At 26.4% G+C, this 20,441-nt stretch carries 16 protein-coding genes and 1 pseudogene; 5 read left to right on the plus strand and 12 right to left on the minus strand.

The window, feature by feature from the left end; genetic code table 11:
- Positions 1 to 498: 498 nt before the first annotated feature.
- The 8 genes and pseudogenes from F811_RS0109375 to glmS all read right to left on the minus strand — a co-directional run bounded on the left by F811_RS0109375 (position 499) and on the right by glmS (position 9,256).
- The gene (locus F811_RS0109375) at positions 499 to 1,812 is read right to left on the minus strand and encodes a hypothetical protein (protein WP_020004987.1); all 1,314 of its coding nucleotides are present in this window, start codon (positions 1,810 to 1,812) and stop codon (positions 499 to 501) included.
- A 584-nt stretch (positions 1,813 to 2,396) separates the two neighbouring features.
- A complete protein-coding gene (locus F811_RS0109380) occupies positions 2,397 to 2,786 on the minus strand; it encodes a hypothetical protein (protein ID WP_020004988.1) in 390 nt (129 codons plus the stop codon).
- A gap of 52 nt (positions 2,787 to 2,838) precedes the next feature.
- Positions 2,839 to 3,291, minus strand: coding sequence for a hypothetical protein (locus tag F811_RS0109385; protein ID WP_020004989.1), 453 nt, complete (start codon positions 3,289 to 3,291; stop codon positions 2,839 to 2,841).
- 149 nt (positions 3,292 to 3,440) lie between these two features.
- Positions 3,441 to 3,548: pseudogene (locus tag F811_RS16990) on the minus strand (type II toxin-antitoxin system YoeB family toxin); the annotation flags it as partial.
- A 12-nt stretch (positions 3,549 to 3,560) separates the two neighbouring features.
- The gene (locus F811_RS17125) at positions 3,561 to 3,695 is read right to left on the minus strand and encodes a hypothetical protein (protein ID WP_020004990.1); all 135 of its coding nucleotides are present in this window, start codon (positions 3,693 to 3,695) and stop codon (positions 3,561 to 3,563) included.
- Between the two features lie 121 nt (positions 3,696 to 3,816).
- A complete protein-coding gene (locus F811_RS0109395) occupies positions 3,817 to 4,938 on the minus strand; it encodes a hypothetical protein (RefSeq protein WP_020004991.1) in 1,122 nt (373 codons plus the stop codon).
- Between the two features lie 81 nt (positions 4,939 to 5,019).
- Complete coding sequence (locus F811_RS0109400; protein ID WP_020004992.1) at positions 5,020 to 6,885, minus strand: ankyrin repeat domain-containing protein; 1,866 nt, start codon at positions 6,883 to 6,885, stop codon at positions 5,020 to 5,022.
- Between the two features lie 547 nt (positions 6,886 to 7,432).
- Positions 7,433 to 9,256 (minus strand): glutamine--fructose-6-phosphate transaminase (isomerizing), encoded by a 1,824-nt coding sequence (glmS, locus tag F811_RS0109405; RefSeq protein WP_020004993.1) that lies wholly within the window; start codon positions 9,254 to 9,256, stop codon positions 7,433 to 7,435.
- 235 nt (positions 9,257 to 9,491) lie between these two features.
- On the opposite strand from glmS, the gene F811_RS0109410 reads away from it, so the two are divergent.
- Complete coding sequence (locus F811_RS0109410) at positions 9,492 to 11,612, plus strand: alpha-amylase/4-alpha-glucanotransferase domain-containing protein (RefSeq protein ID WP_020004994.1); 2,121 nt, start codon at positions 9,492 to 9,494, stop codon at positions 11,610 to 11,612.
- A gap of 26 nt (positions 11,613 to 11,638) precedes the next feature.
- Complete coding sequence (gene bioD / locus F811_RS0109415; RefSeq protein WP_020004995.1) at positions 11,639 to 12,304, plus strand: ATP-dependent dethiobiotin synthetase BioD; 666 nt, start codon at positions 11,639 to 11,641, stop codon at positions 12,302 to 12,304.
- A gap of 62 nt (positions 12,305 to 12,366) precedes the next feature.
- Here bioD and F811_RS0109420 read toward each other — a convergent pair whose 3' ends face one another.
- Positions 12,367 to 13,698: a glucose-6-phosphate isomerase gene (locus F811_RS0109420; RefSeq protein ID WP_020004996.1), complete on the minus strand. Its 1,332-nt coding sequence runs from the start codon at positions 13,696 to 13,698 to the stop codon at positions 12,367 to 12,369.
- 112 nt (positions 13,699 to 13,810) lie between these two features.
- Here F811_RS0109420 and dcd point away from each other — a divergent pair, with 112 nt between their 5' ends.
- The gene (gene dcd, locus F811_RS0109425; protein ID WP_020004997.1) at positions 13,811 to 14,329 is read left to right on the plus strand and encodes a dCTP deaminase; all 519 of its coding nucleotides are present in this window, start codon (positions 13,811 to 13,813) and stop codon (positions 14,327 to 14,329) included.
- 254 nt (positions 14,330 to 14,583) lie between these two features.
- On the opposite strand, the gene F811_RS0109430 is transcribed toward dcd, so the two are convergent.
- From F811_RS0109430 to F811_RS0109440, 3 genes are all read right to left on the minus strand, one after another.
- Positions 14,584 to 15,090: a DUF2147 domain-containing protein gene (locus tag F811_RS0109430; protein ID WP_020004998.1), complete on the minus strand. Its 507-nt coding sequence runs from the start codon at positions 15,088 to 15,090 to the stop codon at positions 14,584 to 14,586.
- Positions 15,091 to 15,346: 256 nt separating this feature from the next.
- Positions 15,347 to 15,847 carry a DUF2147 domain-containing protein gene (locus tag F811_RS0109435; protein ID WP_020004999.1) on the minus strand — a complete coding sequence of 167 codons (501 nt, stop codon included), beginning with the start codon at positions 15,845 to 15,847 and terminating at the stop codon, positions 15,347 to 15,349.
- Positions 15,848 to 15,927: 80 nt separating this feature from the next.
- The gene (locus F811_RS0109440) at positions 15,928 to 17,556 is read right to left on the minus strand and encodes a phytoene desaturase family protein (RefSeq protein WP_020005000.1); all 1,629 of its coding nucleotides are present in this window, start codon (positions 17,554 to 17,556) and stop codon (positions 15,928 to 15,930) included.
- A 394-nt stretch (positions 17,557 to 17,950) separates the two neighbouring features.
- Between F811_RS0109440 and F811_RS0109445 the strand changes: the two genes are divergently transcribed.
- Both F811_RS0109445 and F811_RS0109450 read left to right on the plus strand, forming a co-directional pair.
- Entirely contained in the window at positions 17,951 to 18,451 is a 501-nt protein-coding gene (locus F811_RS0109445; protein ID WP_020005001.1) for a hypothetical protein, read from the plus strand.
- A complete protein-coding gene (locus tag F811_RS0109450) occupies positions 18,448 to 20,421 on the plus strand; it encodes an AAA family ATPase (protein WP_020005002.1) in 1,974 nt (657 codons plus the stop codon). Before F811_RS0109445 ends, F811_RS0109450 begins: the two co-directional genes overlap by 4 nt.
- The last annotated feature ends 20 nt before the right edge of the window (positions 20,422 to 20,441 follow it).

The following is a 20,441-nucleotide window of genomic DNA, read 5'->3' on the forward strand; positions in this document are numbered from 1 at the left end:
TGTTCGCCTCAGCTTAGTATAAGCTGCCAACTAAAGTTGTCAGCTGCTTCGGCTCACTTGTTAGTTGTTATGCTCGCCTTTTATTATTGCTAATAAAAATTATTGGCTTATAGGCTCTGCCAATAATTTTTATATTTAGCTTTCTAATATTTTATTATGTTTGTATTTTATTGTTGCCAGCAATAAACTCGCTTAATATAATATATATTAGAGTTGTTTCAAAAGTACTTGACAATATTATATATAAAATTTTGATAATTTATAAATTATGAAAATAAAGTTTTACATGTTGTATAACTTATTATTTTAGTATATAAATATGCAGTCCTTTTGCTTCTTTGGGTCACCAAAAGAAGTGGGGGTGTGGGGGCTAGTCCCCACTATCATAAATAAAATTAGTTTTGGAACAAATATATTATTTTTTGTTGCTATATTGACCTTTTATTTTTCTTATAAACTTTTATATTTTGCAAATGCTCCAAAATATATAAAAATTAATTATCTACTATTAAAAAATTTAAATAAGTAATGACTTTCATTCAAATAATTTTTTAAATGATCTGTAGGGATAAATATTCTTTCTGCCGTATTTTCTAAATTCATATCTCTATTATTAAGCTCCATATTTGGGTATTCAGGCATTACTATAATTCCTGTATCTGTTAAAAGAAATATTACATTATCTATATTATTATAAAAATTATCAGTAAGTTCATAATTAGATAATAATTCCTTACTATCAGCAACTAAATCTCTTAAATAAGAACTTATACTTCTTTCGCTTTCTAATTCAAATATAAGAGAATGATTTTTTAATATAATTTCTTTAGGTGCTTCTACTTCTACAGTTCTTTTGTATACGCATATTACTTCATCATCATAGTATAATATATCAAGGCATCTAAAATTACTAATTTTATTATAATATGCAATACAAGTTTTATCATCAAGACAGAATTTATCTTCTAAAAGCTCATCTTTATGGTTCAATTTCTCTTCAAGCTCTTTTCCTTTTTCTTGTTTGAATTTTTCATCATAATTATAAGCTCCGCTAATAGCCTTATTTATTCTTTCTTTTCCCTTAATAAAAGGAAAATTGAAATTAAACAAATAATTAGTCATCATGTTATTCATATCAGACCAAGCTGTATCATAGGAATCTATCTGTTCAATTGGAAGAAAAAATTGTTTTATTTCTATTTCAGGCTTTCTAATAACTTCAAAAACTCCTTCTATTCTTTTATTTTCAATATCCATAGTATATTCAATTTTTGATGCTTTTTCATAATCTAATTCTTTTCTGAATGTTATTCTTGTCAATTTATCTCTTATCCCTTCTTTTGACTCAAATTTATCTCTCTTTCGTATAGCTGAATGATTTTGTTTGAAATATATTTCTTTAAAATATTTAACATCATAATCATGATAAACTATTATTTGATCTATGTATAACGGACTAGTTTCACGAATAATTAATTCATCGCTGTTATTTATAAATATTTGCCCTGAAAAAGAGTCAAAATATTCATGTGCCCACAAATCGAAATCTAATGAAGGAGATACATCTCTCAACTTACGGCAGGATGCCCCGTATGAATAATAATGTTCATCATATTTAATTTTATAGCAATTAATATATATATTATTTATTTTATCTTTCAGCATAAATAATTCTTTTTCATTTAACCATATTTTATTTTTAGAATACCATTTCTTTAGCGACGGTAGAATTTTACCAATATTAAGATATAATACCAGAGGACCCAGAGATACAATAAAAACTACAATACCTACGATAAGTTCAATATCCATAAATAACTCCTATTATTGTTATGCTCGCCTTTGCCTAAAGGTTTGACTTAATAAATTAAGTCAAAGGCTTCGGCTCGCTTGTTAATTGTTATGCTCGCTTTCTATTATTACTAATAAAAATTGTTCGCTAATTGTATCTAGCAAATAAATTTGCTAGATGCTCACAATTTTTATATTTAGCTTTCTAATATTTTATTATGTTTAAATTTTATTGCTGCTAGCAATAAAATCACTTAATATTAATATAAGCTGCCAACTGCTTCGGCTCGCTTGTTAATTGTTATGCTCGCTTTCTATTATTGCTAATAAAAATTATTGGCTTATAGGCTCTGCCATTCTTACGAATGTCAGACGCCAATAATTTTTATGTTTAGCTTTCTAATATTTTATTATGTTTACATTTTATTGCTACAGCAATAAACTCACTTAATATTAATATAAGCTGCCAACTAAAGTTGTCAGCTGCTTCGGCTCGCTTGTTAATTGTTATGCTCGCTTTTTATTATTGCCAGCTATAAACTTGCTTAATAATATAATCGTTTATCTTTGACATACATAATTTTTAAAACTTATAACTTTAAAAATTATTTTTTTTGTTTTATTACAGTGATTATAATGGGTTCTTCTCCGCTAATATTATAAATAAGTTCAAGTGATGTATCAGTAAATTTAAATTCTGCATAATTGCCGTCTTCATCTGCAGTTTTATAATAATTATCTGACACTTTTAATAAGTTTTCATTTAGCATACCGCCTTGATAATCTTCTCCCCTTAGCATAATTCTTATACCTTCAGAACCTACTGTTACAATCATTTTTCTTATTTTCTCTTCAGAATTATTAGGGTCTCCAACATAAGTGCCGTACCATTTAGGAGATATTACACCTGATTCTTTAGGATATGCGGACAAATTCATTACTAAAAAACTTGGAACTAATAAAGCGAATAAAAATTTTAAAATACGATTTTTCATATAACCTCCTCATTGTATCTAATTATAATTTTATTCATATTAAGATATTTTTTCAATATTTTTTTCCTAATTTAGGCAAATTAATTGATTTAAGCTTCTGTGTTCCTTCATAAACAGACATTTCAAGTACTCCATTAGTAAATTTAAACTCCAAGTGAGCATCATTTGTAGATATAGTTTCATAATGATTATCTGATACTTTTGATAAATCATCATTACCTATATCACACTTTACAGCTCTGTCGCTTTCAATTACAACATCCGCACACTTTTTTACAACTTCTATTGTAGATTCATCATTAGGATAATCAATTTCTAATCCATCATAACCTACAATTACATAAACCGATTTCATATATGTTTCATCTGGAGACATAAAATATTGCCCGTATAGGTCTTCAGGGATATTTGTGTTTTCTTCTGTTTTCTTAGAGCATGAAATATTAATGAATAAAAAACTTGAAATTAATAAAAATAATGAAAAATTTAAAATTCTACCTTTCATATCATATAACCTCCTATTCTATAGAATTATAAATACATTTTGTAATTATGTCAATAAAAAATTTGTTTATGTATAAAAATATTTGATATTCTTTACTTAAACTATATTTACTTTTATAAAATATAGTATCAAATCATACTAAATAATAATTATTCTTTATTATAATGATATTTGCAAGATGTTATTATTAAGTTGTTATTTTCTATATGATAAACTAATCTATACTCTAAATTAATTCTTTCTGAATATAAATCTTTTTTATCATATTTTCATTTTTCAAGCTCTTCAAATTCTTCTAAAGTCTTGACTATAACTTTTCCATTAGTTTCCATATCTATAGCTTCATCAAGATACTGCTGTTCTTTTATTATATCGATAATTTTTGTTAAACTTTCTTCAGGCATACTGTCTATAATATTTATTAATTCTTCTTTAACCGTTATAATTATTCCTTAACAATTACTTACTAATAGTATAAAATAACAATTAAAACAAAATCAAATTTTCATTTATTTTATTTATAAATTAATCAAATAAATAATACAAATAATGATCTTTCTTTATATAATCTTTTATATTTTTATAATCAATAAATATTTTTCCGTAGCCTTTTTCCTTCATTATTATGATAAATGAATCAGTTATGCCAAAAATTAAATTATCTATATTAGAATAAAAATCACTAGGGGCATTATATTTTTTTAATAATGCTTCAGTATCATTGACAAAGTCTTTAAGATAAGGGCTTATTAATTTCTGACTGTCTAACTTAAATATAGCAAAGAGATTATTTATTTCAACAAGTTTAATATCTTCTAATTTTGAAAATCTTTTATATATACATATTGTTTTATCATCATAGTATAATATATTAAAACTTTTAAACTCTTTAAGTTCATTATAAATATTCTTATAATCGCTTATATAAGATAAGATGCTATCATCAAATAATGACTGCCAATCTTTTTTATAATATTCTTTTACATACGATCCAATTATATCCCTATTTTCTTCTATTTTTTCTTTAACAAACTCATCTGAAAACTCTTCAGCTCCATTAATAAATGAATTGATTTTTTCTTTTCCATTTATAAAAAAATAATTAAAATTAAATACATTATAAACGAATCTTTCCTCAACTTTCCTTAATGGTGATATTTCCGAATTACGCAAACTTATTACTTCTGCTTCTGGATTTCTTATGATTTCAAAAACACCTTCTATTTTTACAGTCTCTCTAAAAGTGTTTTTAAGTTTATCTGCAGCAGAATCTATAACATTTGTATAAGGATCAAACTCAATAATATATTCTATTTTTGATTCTGATGTATCATATAATTTTGTTTTGAATTTTATATAAGCAAAAGTAGTTGCAAAATTTGAAGATATATCATAATAATTATGAACTGTTATTCCTTCAGATCCCACAACAATATTATTTATAATAAATCCATTATCATTATTTATATATATTCTTCCTACATTTCTATATTCATAAACATAAATATATATATTGTTTATTTTATCTTTAAGTATAAAAAAATCATTTTTATAAAATATAACAGGATTATTTTTAGCATCTGTCAGCATACCAATAAAGACAAGAGCTGCCAATATCACTCCTGCTATAATTATTAAAGCCATCATATAACTCATAACTCCTTATTATTAGTTTTCTGATAGTAAAAAATATAAGCAATAAGTTATTAATATTTTATTTGTAAAAATTTAATCAAACAAATAAGATAAATAATGATCTTTATTAATATTATATTTTATCTCATATAAAGGAATAAATATTTTTTTATACCCTTTATCTTTCATCAATATAATACCCGCTTCTGTTATAAGAAAAATTAAATTATCTATATCCTTATAAAAATTACTATTATATTTTTTTAATATCTCATCAGCATTATTAACAAAATCTTTAAAATAAGGGCTTATTAATTTTTCATTATCTAAATCAATTATAAGCGATATATTATTTACTGTAAGATTATTATTAGTTTCTATTTTAGCAAATCTTTTATATACGCATATTGTTTTATCATCTAAATACACTATATTATTAACATTATAAAAATCTTTAAGTTTATCATAATATTTAGTTTTAATATCGTTTAATGACGTACTCTCATGTTTCTTTAAAATCTGTTCAACATTTATCTCCAATTCATTTTTTTTATCAGAATACGATTTATTATCTCCGTTTATATATGCATTAATTTTATCTTTATTCTTTATATTGAAATGATATAGATTAAAGAAATAGGAAAGCATCCCTATAAAACGATTACCTTTTGAAGCCTTTTTAAACATTAATCTAGAATATTCTACATTAATATTAGTATTTCTATTTACTTCAAAAACTCCATTCATAATTTTAGAGTCAGCTATTTCCACAATATACTCAATTTCATTTTTATCACTCTTTATAAAATCATAAAGAGAACAATCGAATTTTATTATAGCTTTTTCATTTGCTTCTATGTCAACATCATACCAGCTAAAATATTCCTTATCATTTTTTTTATTATCATACAAATCATAAATAGCAATATAATTCCCCGTTAAACTACTGTTTATATTATAATATCCTTTTAGCTTATTATTATTTATAAATATATTTCCAAAAAAACCCAGCATTGTAGATAATAGTCCGAAAGAATAATAAGTATAACAGTAAATATACATATTGTTTACCTTATCTTTAAAAGTTATAAACATTGTACTCTCTTCATAAATATTAGGAATATATCTTCTTTTATATACATAAATAAAAGAAGCAAATAAAGCAATCATAATAGCTATAAAAATTAAATATTTACCAAATACCAATTTAAAATAATATAAAAAATTGTCAGTTTTAGCACCGCTTAAAACTAATTCAGCTGCTATATCTTTATTGCCTTTATCAAGTGCTATTTCAAGCCCTTTATCTAAATTCATTTTGAATTTATTTCCAAAGAATAAAAATTTCTTTTTTAATAAAATTCTTAACATAGGCTCATTTTCATTATTAACAGCTAACAAAAACTCATCATTTACATCATCATTGTCTTTATAATGTTTCAAAATAACTTCAGCAGCATCATAAAAATAATCATCTACAGCACTGTAAAGAGGTTTTTTACCATTAATAGATTTTTTATAAATATCAGCATTATTTTCAATTAAGAAATCTATTATATTAGTTTCGCCCCTATATCCTGAATAAGTATAAAGCAAAGTATAGCCGTCATATACTCCGTTTATATCATATTTTTGTATAAACTTCTTAACATCTTCTAAATTCCCATAACCTTCTGCAGTACTTTGATATTCATCTTCTAAACTATCTATTTCTATAACATTATATTTTTTATAAAGTTCCATTTTCTCTTTTAATGCTTTTTCTTCTTCCTCTTTTAGCAAGTTTTCCATATATTCTTTAGGGTCTTTTGCCATTTCTTTTAATTCATCTTCATTTACAAACATTGCATCAAAAAGTTTTTTATAGAAATTAGTATCATATTCTTCTGAGTATAAAAATAAAGACGATATTATTAATAAAATAAAAGAGATAATTATTCTGCAAGTATTTTTTTTCATATTTTCATAAACCTCATAAATATTTTTCTAAATTTGCAAAATTATTATACATTATAAATCTATATACATCAATTAGGTATGATTATAAAAAATCCTAATTAAAACAAAATACATAATTCTATATAAAATAATTATTTCATAATTAATTTTTTTAATTTAATATACATGATAAAACTTATTATATACCTAAACAATTATATTTTGTCAAAAGTAAAGTTATATTTTTGTTTTGATATCTGGGGCTTTGCCATTACGAAGTACACAGCGTGACCGCTCTGCGCCCTACTTCTTTTTGACGCTGTCCGCCTCGCTCTGCGTGCCGTAGGCAGGCGTGCCACAAAGAAGCAGGCACAGCCCGCAGTAGCGAAAGGCTACATTTGGGTTTTAATTTACTAAAGCTATCTTACATGTAACACAACTTTAGTATGATTTAGTACTAATTTTTTACACTTGCACTTTTTGGTTCTTTTTGCGGCGGGAAAAAGAACAACAAAAAATTGACAAAATTAAAAATTTTCAGTATATACTAAATTAATACACAAAAACACTATTCAACAGTTACACTCTTAGCTAAATTTCTAGGCTTGTCTACATCGCATCCCCTTATAACAGCAGTATGATAGGCTAATAATTGTAACGCTGCTATAGACACTATAGGCATAAACATATCCTCTACTTTAGGAAGATATACTATTTTTCTGTAGGCATCTTTATCTATATCAATACCTTCTTTGGTAAATAAAAGAACATTAGCTCCCCTAGATATTACCTCTTTTGTATTGCTTATCATTTTACTTAATATTTTCTCCTGTATAGCTAATGCCACAACTGGAGTATTATCAGTTATAAGAGATATAGCACCATGTTTAAGCTCTCCTCCAGCATATGCCTCGCAGTGAATATAGCTAATCTCTTTCATCTTCAAAGCTCCTTCCATAACCTGATAATAGTCCAAATCTCTCCCTATAAAAAATATACTGCCTGCTTCTTTATAATCTATACATAAATCTTTTATAGCACTGCTCATATTAAGTACATCTTTTATAGAGTCTATAGTATTAAGCAAATTTTTTATAAGAAGTTTTATATAATCATTATCTTTTATTTTTCTCTCTAGTATTATCTTAAAAGTTATCAAGTACATTATGGCCATCTGTACAGAATAAGCCTTTGTTGAAGCTACTGATATTTCAGGTCCTGCATAAGTATATATCACATAATCAGCATTCCTAGCGATAGAAGACCCATTAACATTTACTATAGCTAAAGTTTTGTATCCTTTCTCTTTAACCAAATTCAAAGCAGCCAAAGTATCAGCAGTTTCTCCAGACTGTGATATAAATATTGATAAAGTTTTTTCTGTGAGTATAGGATTTTTATATCTGAACTCAGAAGCTATTTCGCATTCTACAGGTATTCTGCAATTATCTTCTATAAGTCTTTTTCCTATCATAGCAGCATGCATAGAAGTACCGCAGCCCACTATATAAACCCTATCAAAAAACTTCCAAAAATTTTTATCAGTAATACCGTCCCTTTCAAAATCTGGAACACCCTGAACTATTCTAGGCTCTATAGTATCAAGAAGTGCTTTAGGCTGCTCATTAATTTCTTTAAGCATAAAATGATCATATCCGCATTTCTCTGCCTGCTCTACAGTCCAATTAGCTTCAAGTATATCATAATCAGTTTCTTTTAAATTTTCATCATATATAGTTATTTTATTTTTCTCCAAAACAGCAATATTATTTTCTTCTATTAATATGTATTTATTAGTATATTTTAATATTGCTGGTATATCAGAAGCTAAAAAATTTTCATTATCGCCTAATGCCGCTATTAAAGGAACTGACTTTCTTACTGCATATACTTTATTAATATCATCTTTAAATATTATGGCAAAAGCATAAGAGCCTTCTATTATGTTAACTGCTTTTTTTATAGCTATTAAAGGATCTCCTTCATATAATGAATCTATTAAATTCGCTGCCACTTCAGTATCAGTTTCAGAAAGAAATTTGTATCCTTTAGTTATTAAATCTTTTTTTATATCTTTATAATTTTCTATAATACCGTTATGAACAAGAGAAAGCCTCTCTGTAAAATGAGGGTGGGCATTAATATCTGAAGGAGCCCCATGCGTTGCCCATCTAGTATGACCTATTCCTATATTTGAGGATATATTATCCTTAACAATATGTCTCAAATTCTCAAGTTTTCCTTCAGCCTTAAAAGTAATAATATCATTTTTTGAATCAACTATAGATATACCCGCCGAATCATATCCCCTATACTCCAAAGATGAAAGTCCTTCCATTAATACATCAATAGCATTATCATTATTTCCTACATATCCAACTATTCCACACATAAAAAATTCCCTAAATAATAAATTTTATCAAAAAACATATTTTTTAAAAATAGCTCATTTTTGATAATCGTATATTTTAAAGCATAAAAAAATAAAGTCAATACTGTTTAGAGTAATACTATAAATATAATGGTACCTTTACAAAAAGACTTATTTAGTATAGAATTATGTTAATTAAAATTTCTATTATTACGAAATTATAAGTAATAAATTTTTAATCAGGCAGGGCATAATAATGAAAACTATTAATTTAATACTAGGCAATCATAATCATCAGCCAGTAGGTAATTTTGACTTTGTATTTGAAAGCACATACCAAAAAGCATATAAACCTTTTTTAGATATACTCACAAAATATAAAGATATAAAATTTAATTTTCACTATACAGGCTGTCTATTAGAATGGATAGAAAAACATCACCCAGAACATATAGAAGCATTAAAAAAATTGGCAGATGATAATAGAATAGAACTTCAAAGCGGGGGTTTTTATGAGCCTATAATGCCTTCAATACCTGATAAAGATAAAGACATACAGATAAAAAGATTAAATGAGTATATAGAAGATAAATTTAATTTAACTCCAAAAGGAGCTTGGATTGCTGAAAGAGTATGGGAGCCTACATTAGTTAAAAATTTAGCTAAAAACGGTATTAAATACATAATGCTTGATGATTCTCAGTTTTTAACTACAGGAATAGACACAAAAAATATTTTCGGATATTTTATTACTGATAATGAAAGCTATAAACTTAATATATTTCCTATATCACAGGAACTTCGATATCTCATACCTTTTAGAGATGTAGAAAAATCTATTGAGTATTTAAAATCAATAGCAACAGAAGATGGAAACAGAGTTGTAGTTTTGCACGATGACGGCGAAAAATACGGTGATTGGCCTGGTACTCAAAAATGGGTATATGAAGATAAATGGCTTGAAAAATTCTTTGAAGCTCTTACAAAAGAAAAAGATACTATCATAACAACAACATACAGCGAATATATGGAGCGTCATGCACCTGTTTCAAAAATATATATACCTACAGGTTCTTATGAAGAAATGCTTACTTGGGTGCTTCCTGCCGAAACTCAGTATGAATTCCATAAAAAACAAGAAGAGCTTAAAAAAGATGAGAATAATGAAATAATAACCAGATTTATGAGAGGCGGATTTTGGAGAAATTATTTTTATAAATATTCTGAAAGCAACAGAATGAATAAAAGAATGATATTCACTTCCAATCTTATAGGCGAAATTACAGAATCCAACTATAAAGAAAAAGAAATCGCTTTAAACTACTTATTAAAAGGACAATGCAACTGCCCTTACTGGCATGGTACATTTGGAGGACTTTATTTAAATAATTTAAGACATGAGACATATGCCAATCTAATAAAAGCAACAACAATATCTTTAGAAAAAGTATATGGAAGAAAACATTTCCTAAGTCATAATATGGATTTTGATATGGACGGAAGAGATGAAGTTATGATTTCATCAGAAAGTGCCGATTTCATTTTGCATTCTTTAAGCGGATCTATAATAGAATGGGATATAAAAAAAGAAAACCCTATCAATTTAATAGACTGCCTAAAAAGAAGAAAAGAGGCTTATCATATAGCTGCTATGAAAAACGCCAACAATAATAATAACGGCAATGAACATGTATCTATACATGAAATAGCAAAAAAAGTTGATGAAAAAATTGCTAAATATTTGGTATTTGATAAAAATGAAAAAGTTTTTGGTGTAGATCACTTCTTAAATAAAATGCCTACTGCAGAAGAATTCCAATTGTTAAAATATGAAGAGAATGCATCATTTTATGAAGAGTATTATAATATACTAGAAAATCTCATTAATAAAGACTATGCCACTGTTTCTTTTGAAAAAACTTCAAAAGTTAATGATAAAGATATTCATTTGATAAAAAGATATGTAATAAATAATGACGGCTCTTTCTCTCTTGATGTTATTATGGAAAATAAATCTAATGAAGATACAGAGTTTATATATGCATTAGAAAATAATATAACACTTCTTGCAGGACAGGAAAAAGACAGATATTATATAGGCGGAGGTGAGAGAATATCAAATAATCTTTCTGATATTGGTGAGTATACAGGTACTTCTTTTGCTATGGCTGATGAAGGATACATAAAAATAAATGTAATGATAGAAAGTAATGAAGAAACTGCATTCTTATATATGCCTAACTATACTATATCTGATGCTGTTGATAAACTTGAAATGAATTATCAAAACTCTACAATAGTATGCTGCAAAAAAATATCATTAAAAGCGGGAGAGAAAATTAAATATAAAATTAAAGCTTCTGTTAAAGATATTTAAAATATATTTAATTTTAAGGATGTTTGATGAAAATATTTTGTATTATATCTGATAAAAGCCATGTAGGAAAAACTTATCTTTCCTCTCATATAGTATCATCATTGAAAATGTTTGATAAGAAAGTATGCTATTACAAACCTTTTGTTATGGAAGTAAGAGACAATAAATTATTCGACTGCGAATATATAAAAAATACTACCAATCTAAAAGCTTCAGAAATATTTGTCTCTTATGCCACAAACGGAAATATATCTCCTATGCATAGCATTAATACAAAAATTGATGAAAGAGATATTACAGATTTAATAGATGAAAATAAAAGTGTTTATGATTATATGGTGTTTGAATCATTATCTCTCTACTGCCCTATAAAAGAAAATTATAACTTTATGGACTTGATACTGGATATAGAAAAAGAAAATGAAGTGCATATAATACCTGTTATAGAGTATGATTCTAATGTTATACATACATCTTTAGAACAAGTGGAACTGTTCCATACAAGAGGATTCAAAGTTCCTTTTATAGTCATAAATATAAAAAAAGATGTATTTGTTTCAGACAGTGTTATAGAATATATACGAAGGCAGATAAATCCTATAAAAGTGCATACAACAGAATTTGATAATACTCCAGAAAATAAAAAAATAGAAATAGTAAAATATCCTGATATTATTAAGGAATTATTTTAACAAATAAAAAAGAGGCTTTAGTATATTAAAGCCTCTTTCTTTTATAATACAATTAAATATTATTATTTTTCTAATCTTGCTCTTAAAGTTTTACCCATCTCTTCATAGCCTTTTTTACCAAGCATAGCAAACATATTTTTCTTATACTCTTCTACACCAGGCTGATCAAACGGATTAACACCAAACATATAACCTGATATACCGCATGCTTTTTCAAAGAAATATAAAAGCTCTCCGATAGTGAAAGGAGTAATTTTATCAATATCTACTATTATATTTGGTACTCCTCCATCAACATGGGCTAATACTGTAGCTTCTAATGCTGATTTATTTATTTCATGCAAAGATTTTCCGTCCAAATAATTAAGTCCATCTAAATCTGATGCTTCTTTTTGTATTTTTAAATCAATATCTTCTTTATCAACTCTTATAACAGTTTCAAATAACCCTCTTTTACCGTCCTGTATAAACTGACCCAAAGAGTGCAAATCAGTAGAAAAATCAACAGAAGCAGGGAATATGCCTTTTTTATCTTTACCTTCACTTTCTCCGTATAATTGTTTCCACCATTCTGATATATAATGCATTCTAGGTATATAATTAACCATTATTTCTGTGCTGTATCCTTTAGTATAAAGTGCATTTCTAAGCATAGCATATAACATAGAAGGATTTTTCTTATAATCCATTTCTTTAGTTAATTTAGCCATAGCATCAAAACCTTTAACAAACTCTTCTATATTTATACCAGCAACAGCAATAGGTATAAGTCCTACTGGAGTAAGTACAGAATATCTTCCGCCTACATCATCAGGTATAACAAAAGTTCTGTATTTATTTTCATTGGATAATGTTTTTAAAGCTCCTTTAGCCTTATCTGTAGTAGCTATTATTCTTTTAGAAGCTCCTTCTTTTCCGTATCTTTTTTCAGCATATTCTTTAAGCATTCTAAAAGCTATAGCAGGTTCTGTTGTAGTACCACTTTTAGATATTACATTAATATAAAAATCTTTACCTTCCAAATAATCAAGTAAATGCTTAAAATATTCACCGTTCATATTATGACCAGCATATACCACCTGAGTATTTCCTTTTTTAGCCTGAGCAAAAGGATTTAAGAATGACTCAATTACAGCTTTACCTCCCAAATAAGAACCGCCTATACCAACTGAAACCAATACTTCAGCATTCTCTCTTATTTCTTTAGCTAAGTTATCGATTTCACTAACCATTTTTAAAGCTTCTGTAGGTAAATCAACCCAGCCTAAAAAATCATTACCAGCACCCTTTTTATTTTCTAAAAGTTCATTAGCGTATTTTGCAAAGTCAGATAAATATTCCAATTCATGTTCTCTTAAAAAAGACAACACATTTTTATAATTTATAGATATCATTAATAACTCCCTCATTTTATTTTAGTCAGTAAATTATACTATAATAATACCGAAAAATAAAGAAAATAATTATAATTTCTCAAAGAAAATACAGTATATAGGATAAATATAGATGATTTTGTCTGGGCTTCAAATAGAAAAAAATATAGGTAAAGATATAATAATAGATCCATTCAATAGAAAACAATTAAATTCAAACAGCTATAATGTAAGACTGCATGATAAACTTTTAGTATATAAAGATAAAGTTCTTGATATGAAAAAATTAAGCGAAACAAAAGAAATAATAATACCAGAAAGCGGATATGAATTAAAACCTAATGAATTATATCTTGGACGCACTCTTGAATATACAAAAACCAAAAAATATGTCCCTATGATAGAAGGGCGTTCATCTATAGGAAGACTTGGAATATTTATTCATATTACAGCAGGATTCGGCGATGTAGGTTTTGCTGGATATTGGACTTTGGAAATATTCTGCATAAAACCTATCATAATATATCCCAATGTAGAGATAGCTCAGCTTTATTATCACACTATAGACGGAGAATATGAAGAGTATACCAGCAGTAAATATCAAAATAACACAGATGTTCAGCCAAGTATGCTATATAAAGATTTTAAATAATATCAATATATAACTAAAAAATTATACAAAGAATTAAGTATTAAAAGAGAAGCAGATATTTTAAATAAAAAATTATTTTGTTTTTAATATCTGAACTCTTCTGCAAAATGTAAACTTCTATTGCTGCATACAGAAAATCATATACTTCTATAAAAGAACAATAAAAAATTATATTACAAGTTGAATATTTATAAAAATAAAAAAGAGGCTAAAAAGCCCCTCTATAAAAAATAGTTTATATATTTTATGAAATATTAATTAAACTTTCTTAAATCAGACCTATTTAAAGGTTTATAAAGTGATTTTTCAGAGTCAGGTACTTTAGTCCATTTCATGGATTTGCCCAATACACCTGCTTTATCTAAAGAACCTCTTACAGTTAGAGTTTTTTTATCTTCTGATAATGACATTTTACCATTATATGTTTTTCCATCATAAGGATTATATATTTTTCCGCCTTTCCATTCTCCTTTTTCAAAAGAAAGCCCCATCAGATAAACTAATCCTTTTAAAGGAAGTTCTCTTAATTCTTTATTAGGATTTTTCACATCTTTTTTCTCAGGTCCGTTATATCCGCCTTTATAATCGAAAAAGTAACCATAATATTTACCATTTTCTTTATAAATCTCTACAACAGGTATCAGACCTTGAGAATCCTTCTCCGAATACCAAAGACCCACAACATCATCAGCACTTTGAGCTAAAAGCAGTAAATTTGAAAAAACTGCAAGCACAAATGAAATAAAAATTTTTCTCTTCATAATTTAACTTAATTCCCAAAATAATTTTTACAAAAACATCATTATTTTATAAAATTTTATATTTATATAACACAATTTTTTATTCTTTGGTAAAATTATTTTTTGTTTTTTATTATTTTAGCCTGCAAATACATAGATATATCTGCAGGCCAAGACAATTTAATTTATCAACAAGGGATCATAAAACCTAAACTGCTGTTTTATAAAAATTAATAATCTCCATATAGTTATTTTTTATACATAAATCAATTGTTAGTTAATTTAGCTTTCTTAATTCACTCTTATTTAACGGTTTATATTTAGCAGCATCACCGCTTGGTAATTTTTGCCATATTATATTTTTTCCAAATATTCCAGCTCCGTCAGCACTAGCTCTTATTTTTATTTCTGTACCATTATCCGATAAAGTTACTTTGGCATGATAAGTTTTACCGTCATCTGGATTGTATATTCTTCCATTTTTCCATTCGCCATTAACAAACTCCAAATCATATAAATAAACAAGTCCTCTTAAAGGGAGGTTTCTTAACTCTTTTTTTGGATTATTAACATCGTTTACTATATCATTTGAATTTTTATAGGCAAATGAATAAGCGTAATATTTATTATTTTCTTTATATATTTCAACAACTGAAACTCTATTTTGAGAATCTGCCTGACTGTACCATAAACCTGTTATATCATCAGCATTCTGAGAAAAAGCTAATACATTAAACAAAAATGTAAAAATTAATATTGTCATTATTTTATTTTTCATTAAATCCTCCTTAAAATTAGTAATTTTAGTATAAGTGATAAACTAATACTTTAGTCTATCACTTTACGCAAACATATTTTTTACTTAAACAAATTAATTAAAGCGGGTATCCATTGATAAGCCGTACCTATAGCAGTACCAACAGCCGCACATAATAAAAATCTAAGCACTATATAAGGTTTTAATGGGAATAGTATATTGCGTGCTGCCAAATATCCGCTTAATAAAGCACCTGTAAATCCTCCGCCGGGGAAGTTCCAAGCACTAGCAAAATGTAAGTTTTTAACAGTAGGCGATACCCTTACACATCTGCTTTTTTTCAAGTAAGTATCCTGTACAAATCCGTAAGGAGTACCGTCTGGTGTTTTAATGTATCTCTTAATTGTTTTAGGAGTAGCTACTTCATAATACTCTATATTATCTCTAAATCCTGGGTAATGCTGTTCTGCTCTGTCAATTAATTTTTCTGCCATTTCTTTTTTTCTTGCTTTATATTCTTCATCGCTTAAATCTTTCCATTCATCTAAAAATGAAGGTCCTGTAAGCACGGCAAATGAACGGTTATCCCCCTCCTCTACAAGTCCGCTGTCTATTGCTGAATAGTCTACAAATACAAAGTTTCTGTCTTCTACTGGTATATGTCTTTGTCCTTTAGCATCCTCTTTGAAGTTTGTATTTAAAGTTTTTTCTGTAGTTATAAAAGTAGAGTATGCATTATTAGGATAAAGCTCTGAGAATTTTTTCTTAAATATTATGTAAACTGTATAAAGCGATACTGAGTTTTTAAGTTTCTTTATTCTCTTATCTTCATATCCTTTAGGCAGTAATTCATCATAAACTATTTGAGGAGCTGCATTTGCTATTACATAATCAGCATTAACTGTAACTTCCTGTTTTGCTCTTTTATCATAATAAGTTACTCCCTCAGCAATATTTCCTTTTACATTTATTTTCTTAACTTCTGAAGAAACTTTTATCTCTCCTCCGTTTTCTTTGATTATATCAGCTAAAGCATTTGATAAGTTCTGACTTCCGCCTTTAACAAAGTAAGCAGAGTTATAATAAGCACCCTGAGCACAGGCATGATAATACCAAGTAAACTCATATGGGTTTTGGTGATAGTAAGTAATATTTATATTCAATATTCTTTTTAACTTATCACTTTTTATTATAGAATCCAAAACATCTCCAGTATTTTTCTGCTTAAACAACTGATATAAAATCATAGGAAGTGTTGTTACTGGAAAGAAGAAATAATCCCAAAACTTCAAGTCATAAGGTACTCTTCTTATCATATACATCATTCTTGAAAGTCCAGCAAAGTATTTTTTTATACCTTCTTTCTCCGCTGGAAACTCTTTTTCTAAAGTGTTTATAGCATTCTCATAACCTTCAGGTATAACCAAGTCTGTAGATTCTGTTTTTATTCTCCAAGTTTGAGGAAGCTGTACTAGATTAACTCTGTCATAAAGACCTAATTTACTAAATATTACATGCTTCATCTCTCTGTTTTTTTTAGCCATATCTAATTCATGAAGACCTACTTCAAATTTTACATTTTTTCTTTTATATGCTGTAGCACATCCTCCCACTATATTATGGCTTTCTAATACAAGTACTTTTTTTCCTTTTTTTGCTAAATAGGCTCCTGAAGTTAATCCTCCCAAACCAGAACCTATTATCACTATATCATATTTATTGTTAGTCATATTCATAATCTCCTTTAATAAATTTAAATTGTCTTTATATATTATAAGCGTTTTTATTATTTTTTGCTTATATATTAATAATAATATAAAAAATAAAAAATACAAGCAATTTTTATAAAAAATGCGTATATATAGTTCGTTTTTTTGAGAAATTTAAGATTTTTTTACAATTTTGTATTATATGTATGATAATTTTAAAATGTTTGTTTGTTATTTTAGAATAAATTATAATTAGGCAGCCTATATTATAAAGCTAATAAATTAATAATAATCAATAAAAATAATATTTACACTTTTTGTAATCAAAAATTTTACATTTTTTGTAAATACAATATTGACAGTTTCTGTAAACAGACTATAATAAAAATATATAAAAAATAAAGCGAATAAACAAATGGAAAACAAACTATTAAGAGAAAAAATAAAAGATCTTGATATTAGAATAATGGACTTAGCCAAATATATGGAAATGTCAAGACCTACAATTTATAAATATATAGAAATGTACGAAACTGGACATCGTAATGAAATAGAATCAAAAGTTTTAACTGTTTTTGAATATATTGATAATAATAAAAATATAGGCAAGACTAATGTTATAAAGTTTATATTAGAGAATATATCAAAAATAGAAGAAAATATCAGCGAAACAGAAAAGAAAAAAATACAAATAAGAAATTTATTAAAGCATCAAAATAAAACAAAAGAAGATTTTATATATCTTATTTCAGAAGATAATTTCTTTGACCCTATTTTAGATTATTTGATAAAATGCAGAAATATAGCTGATAAAAAAATCACAGAAGAAGAATACGAGTTTATAAAGCCTTTAGAAGAACTGTATAAAACTCAAGGATTTAAAATAAAAATAAATAAAAAAAGGAGCGATAAATGAATAGAAGATTTTTAAAAATTCAAAACTTTAGAAATATAGGAGTTACAAAAGACTTGGAAGAATACCAAACACTTTATTTAAATAACACTTTGAATAAAGATGAAATGGGCGAGCTTATAATACTTATAGGCGAAAACAATGTCGGTAAATCAAATATATTAGATGCTGTTAATGTAATAAGACCTACAGAAAATATTAAAAGTATAAATTTAAAAAAAGATATACCCGACTTTATGGACTATGAAGATGCAAAACCTAAAATAAAACTTATTTATGCTGATGAAAATGAAAGCCAAGAGATAGAATATTTTTTAGATGAAAATTTAAATGTTAATTATAATTCTAATTTACAAAAAGAGTATAAGACTATTAAAACCCAAAAAACTGTAAAAGGCAAAGAATTTGATATAGAAGCAGTAAAAGCAGAATTTAAGAATAAATTTAATTTATATGAATCACAAAGAAATACTTTTTCTCAAAGAAATTATTCTTATGAAAGTAGTATCAAGAATATTAGCAATAAATATTATAATATGGTAATACATAATAAATCATTAGATGAACTTGTAGCTATATATGAAGAGTTAAAAAAACTATATTCAAATTTCGTTTCAGAATATAATAACTACTATTCTCCAAAAATAGAAGAAAAAGAATTTTATGATTTAAGAAAAATAGCATCCAAAGATACAGTTATAGAAGCAGAAGAAACTATAGAAGTACCTAAAGATATTATTAAAGAAAAGTATGATATTAACTTTATACCTAATATTATTTATTATAAAGAAGAAGAGGTTAAAGACAGCGATTTAGTTACTACTCCTGAAAACATTAAAAATTCTAAATTCTTTAATGCATTATTCAAAGCTATAGGAAAAAATATCAGCACTGTAGAAACAGCCTATGAAAAAGCAAAAAAAGCGCCCGGACATAAAAATCAATATCAAAACACAATAAATCAGAATCTTAAAGATATAGTAAGCAAAAAATTTAATGAATTATACTTTCAGGATTTGAATACTCAGGAATATAATTTCTATATCACTTTAGAAAAAGATCAAATATATTTATCTATGGAAAAAAACGGAAATATCATTTTATTAGAGCAGCAGTCTGTAGGCTTCAAATGGTTTTTTAATTTCTTCTTTAATTTCTTATACTCTAATGAATTAAATCCAGGTGATATAGTTTTGATGGATGAGCCAGAAATACATTTATCAATACCGGGTAGAAGAGATTTAAGAAATTTTATAAAAAAGTTTGCAAGAAATCATGGTATAACATTTATAATTACTACTCATAATCCTTCATTTATAGATGTTGATTATTTAGATGAGCTTAGAATTGTAAGATTCAAAAAAGATAAAATAGGCGTTGAAATACAGAATGATTTTTCTGCTATAGGTGAAGATGAAGTTGATACATTAAATGAAATAGTAGACGGTTTCGGAGTGCTTCATAGAGATATAATAACCAATCCTAATAATAAAGTAATATTTGTTGAAGGGCTTATGGATTATAATTATCTTACAGCTTTCAAGAAATTAAAAGAAGCAAAAGAAAATAAAAAAATTAATTTAGTATTTCTTCCTATTCATGGACTTGGAAAAGATGATAAGGAGATGAACAATAAATTAAAACAGTTGGTACAGTTTAGGGAGGCTATTATATTGACAGATAGCGATGAGAGGGCAAATTTATTCAAAAAAGCTTCAGAATCAAATACTTTAATGAAAGAGAGATTAACAGTATTTCAATTAAAAGAAGCGGATCAATCTTTCAAAGAAATAGAAAGTCTATTCAGTGATAATGACAAAGGAAGATACAGAGAAATGATACAAAATAAAAGCGGAAGCCTTTCTTCATTATTCAAAAATAATATTTTTAAAAGAGAATTAGATGAACAGACTATAAATAATTTTAATAAACTTCTTGACTATTTAAGCGAGATGCTATTAACTAATAAGTAAATATAAAGAGGAGAAATAAA

Origin of the sequence: Brachyspira innocens ATCC 29796 (assembly GCF_000384655.1) — a bacterium.
GTDB lineage: Bacteria > Spirochaetota > Brachyspiria > Brachyspirales > Brachyspiraceae > Brachyspira > Brachyspira innocens.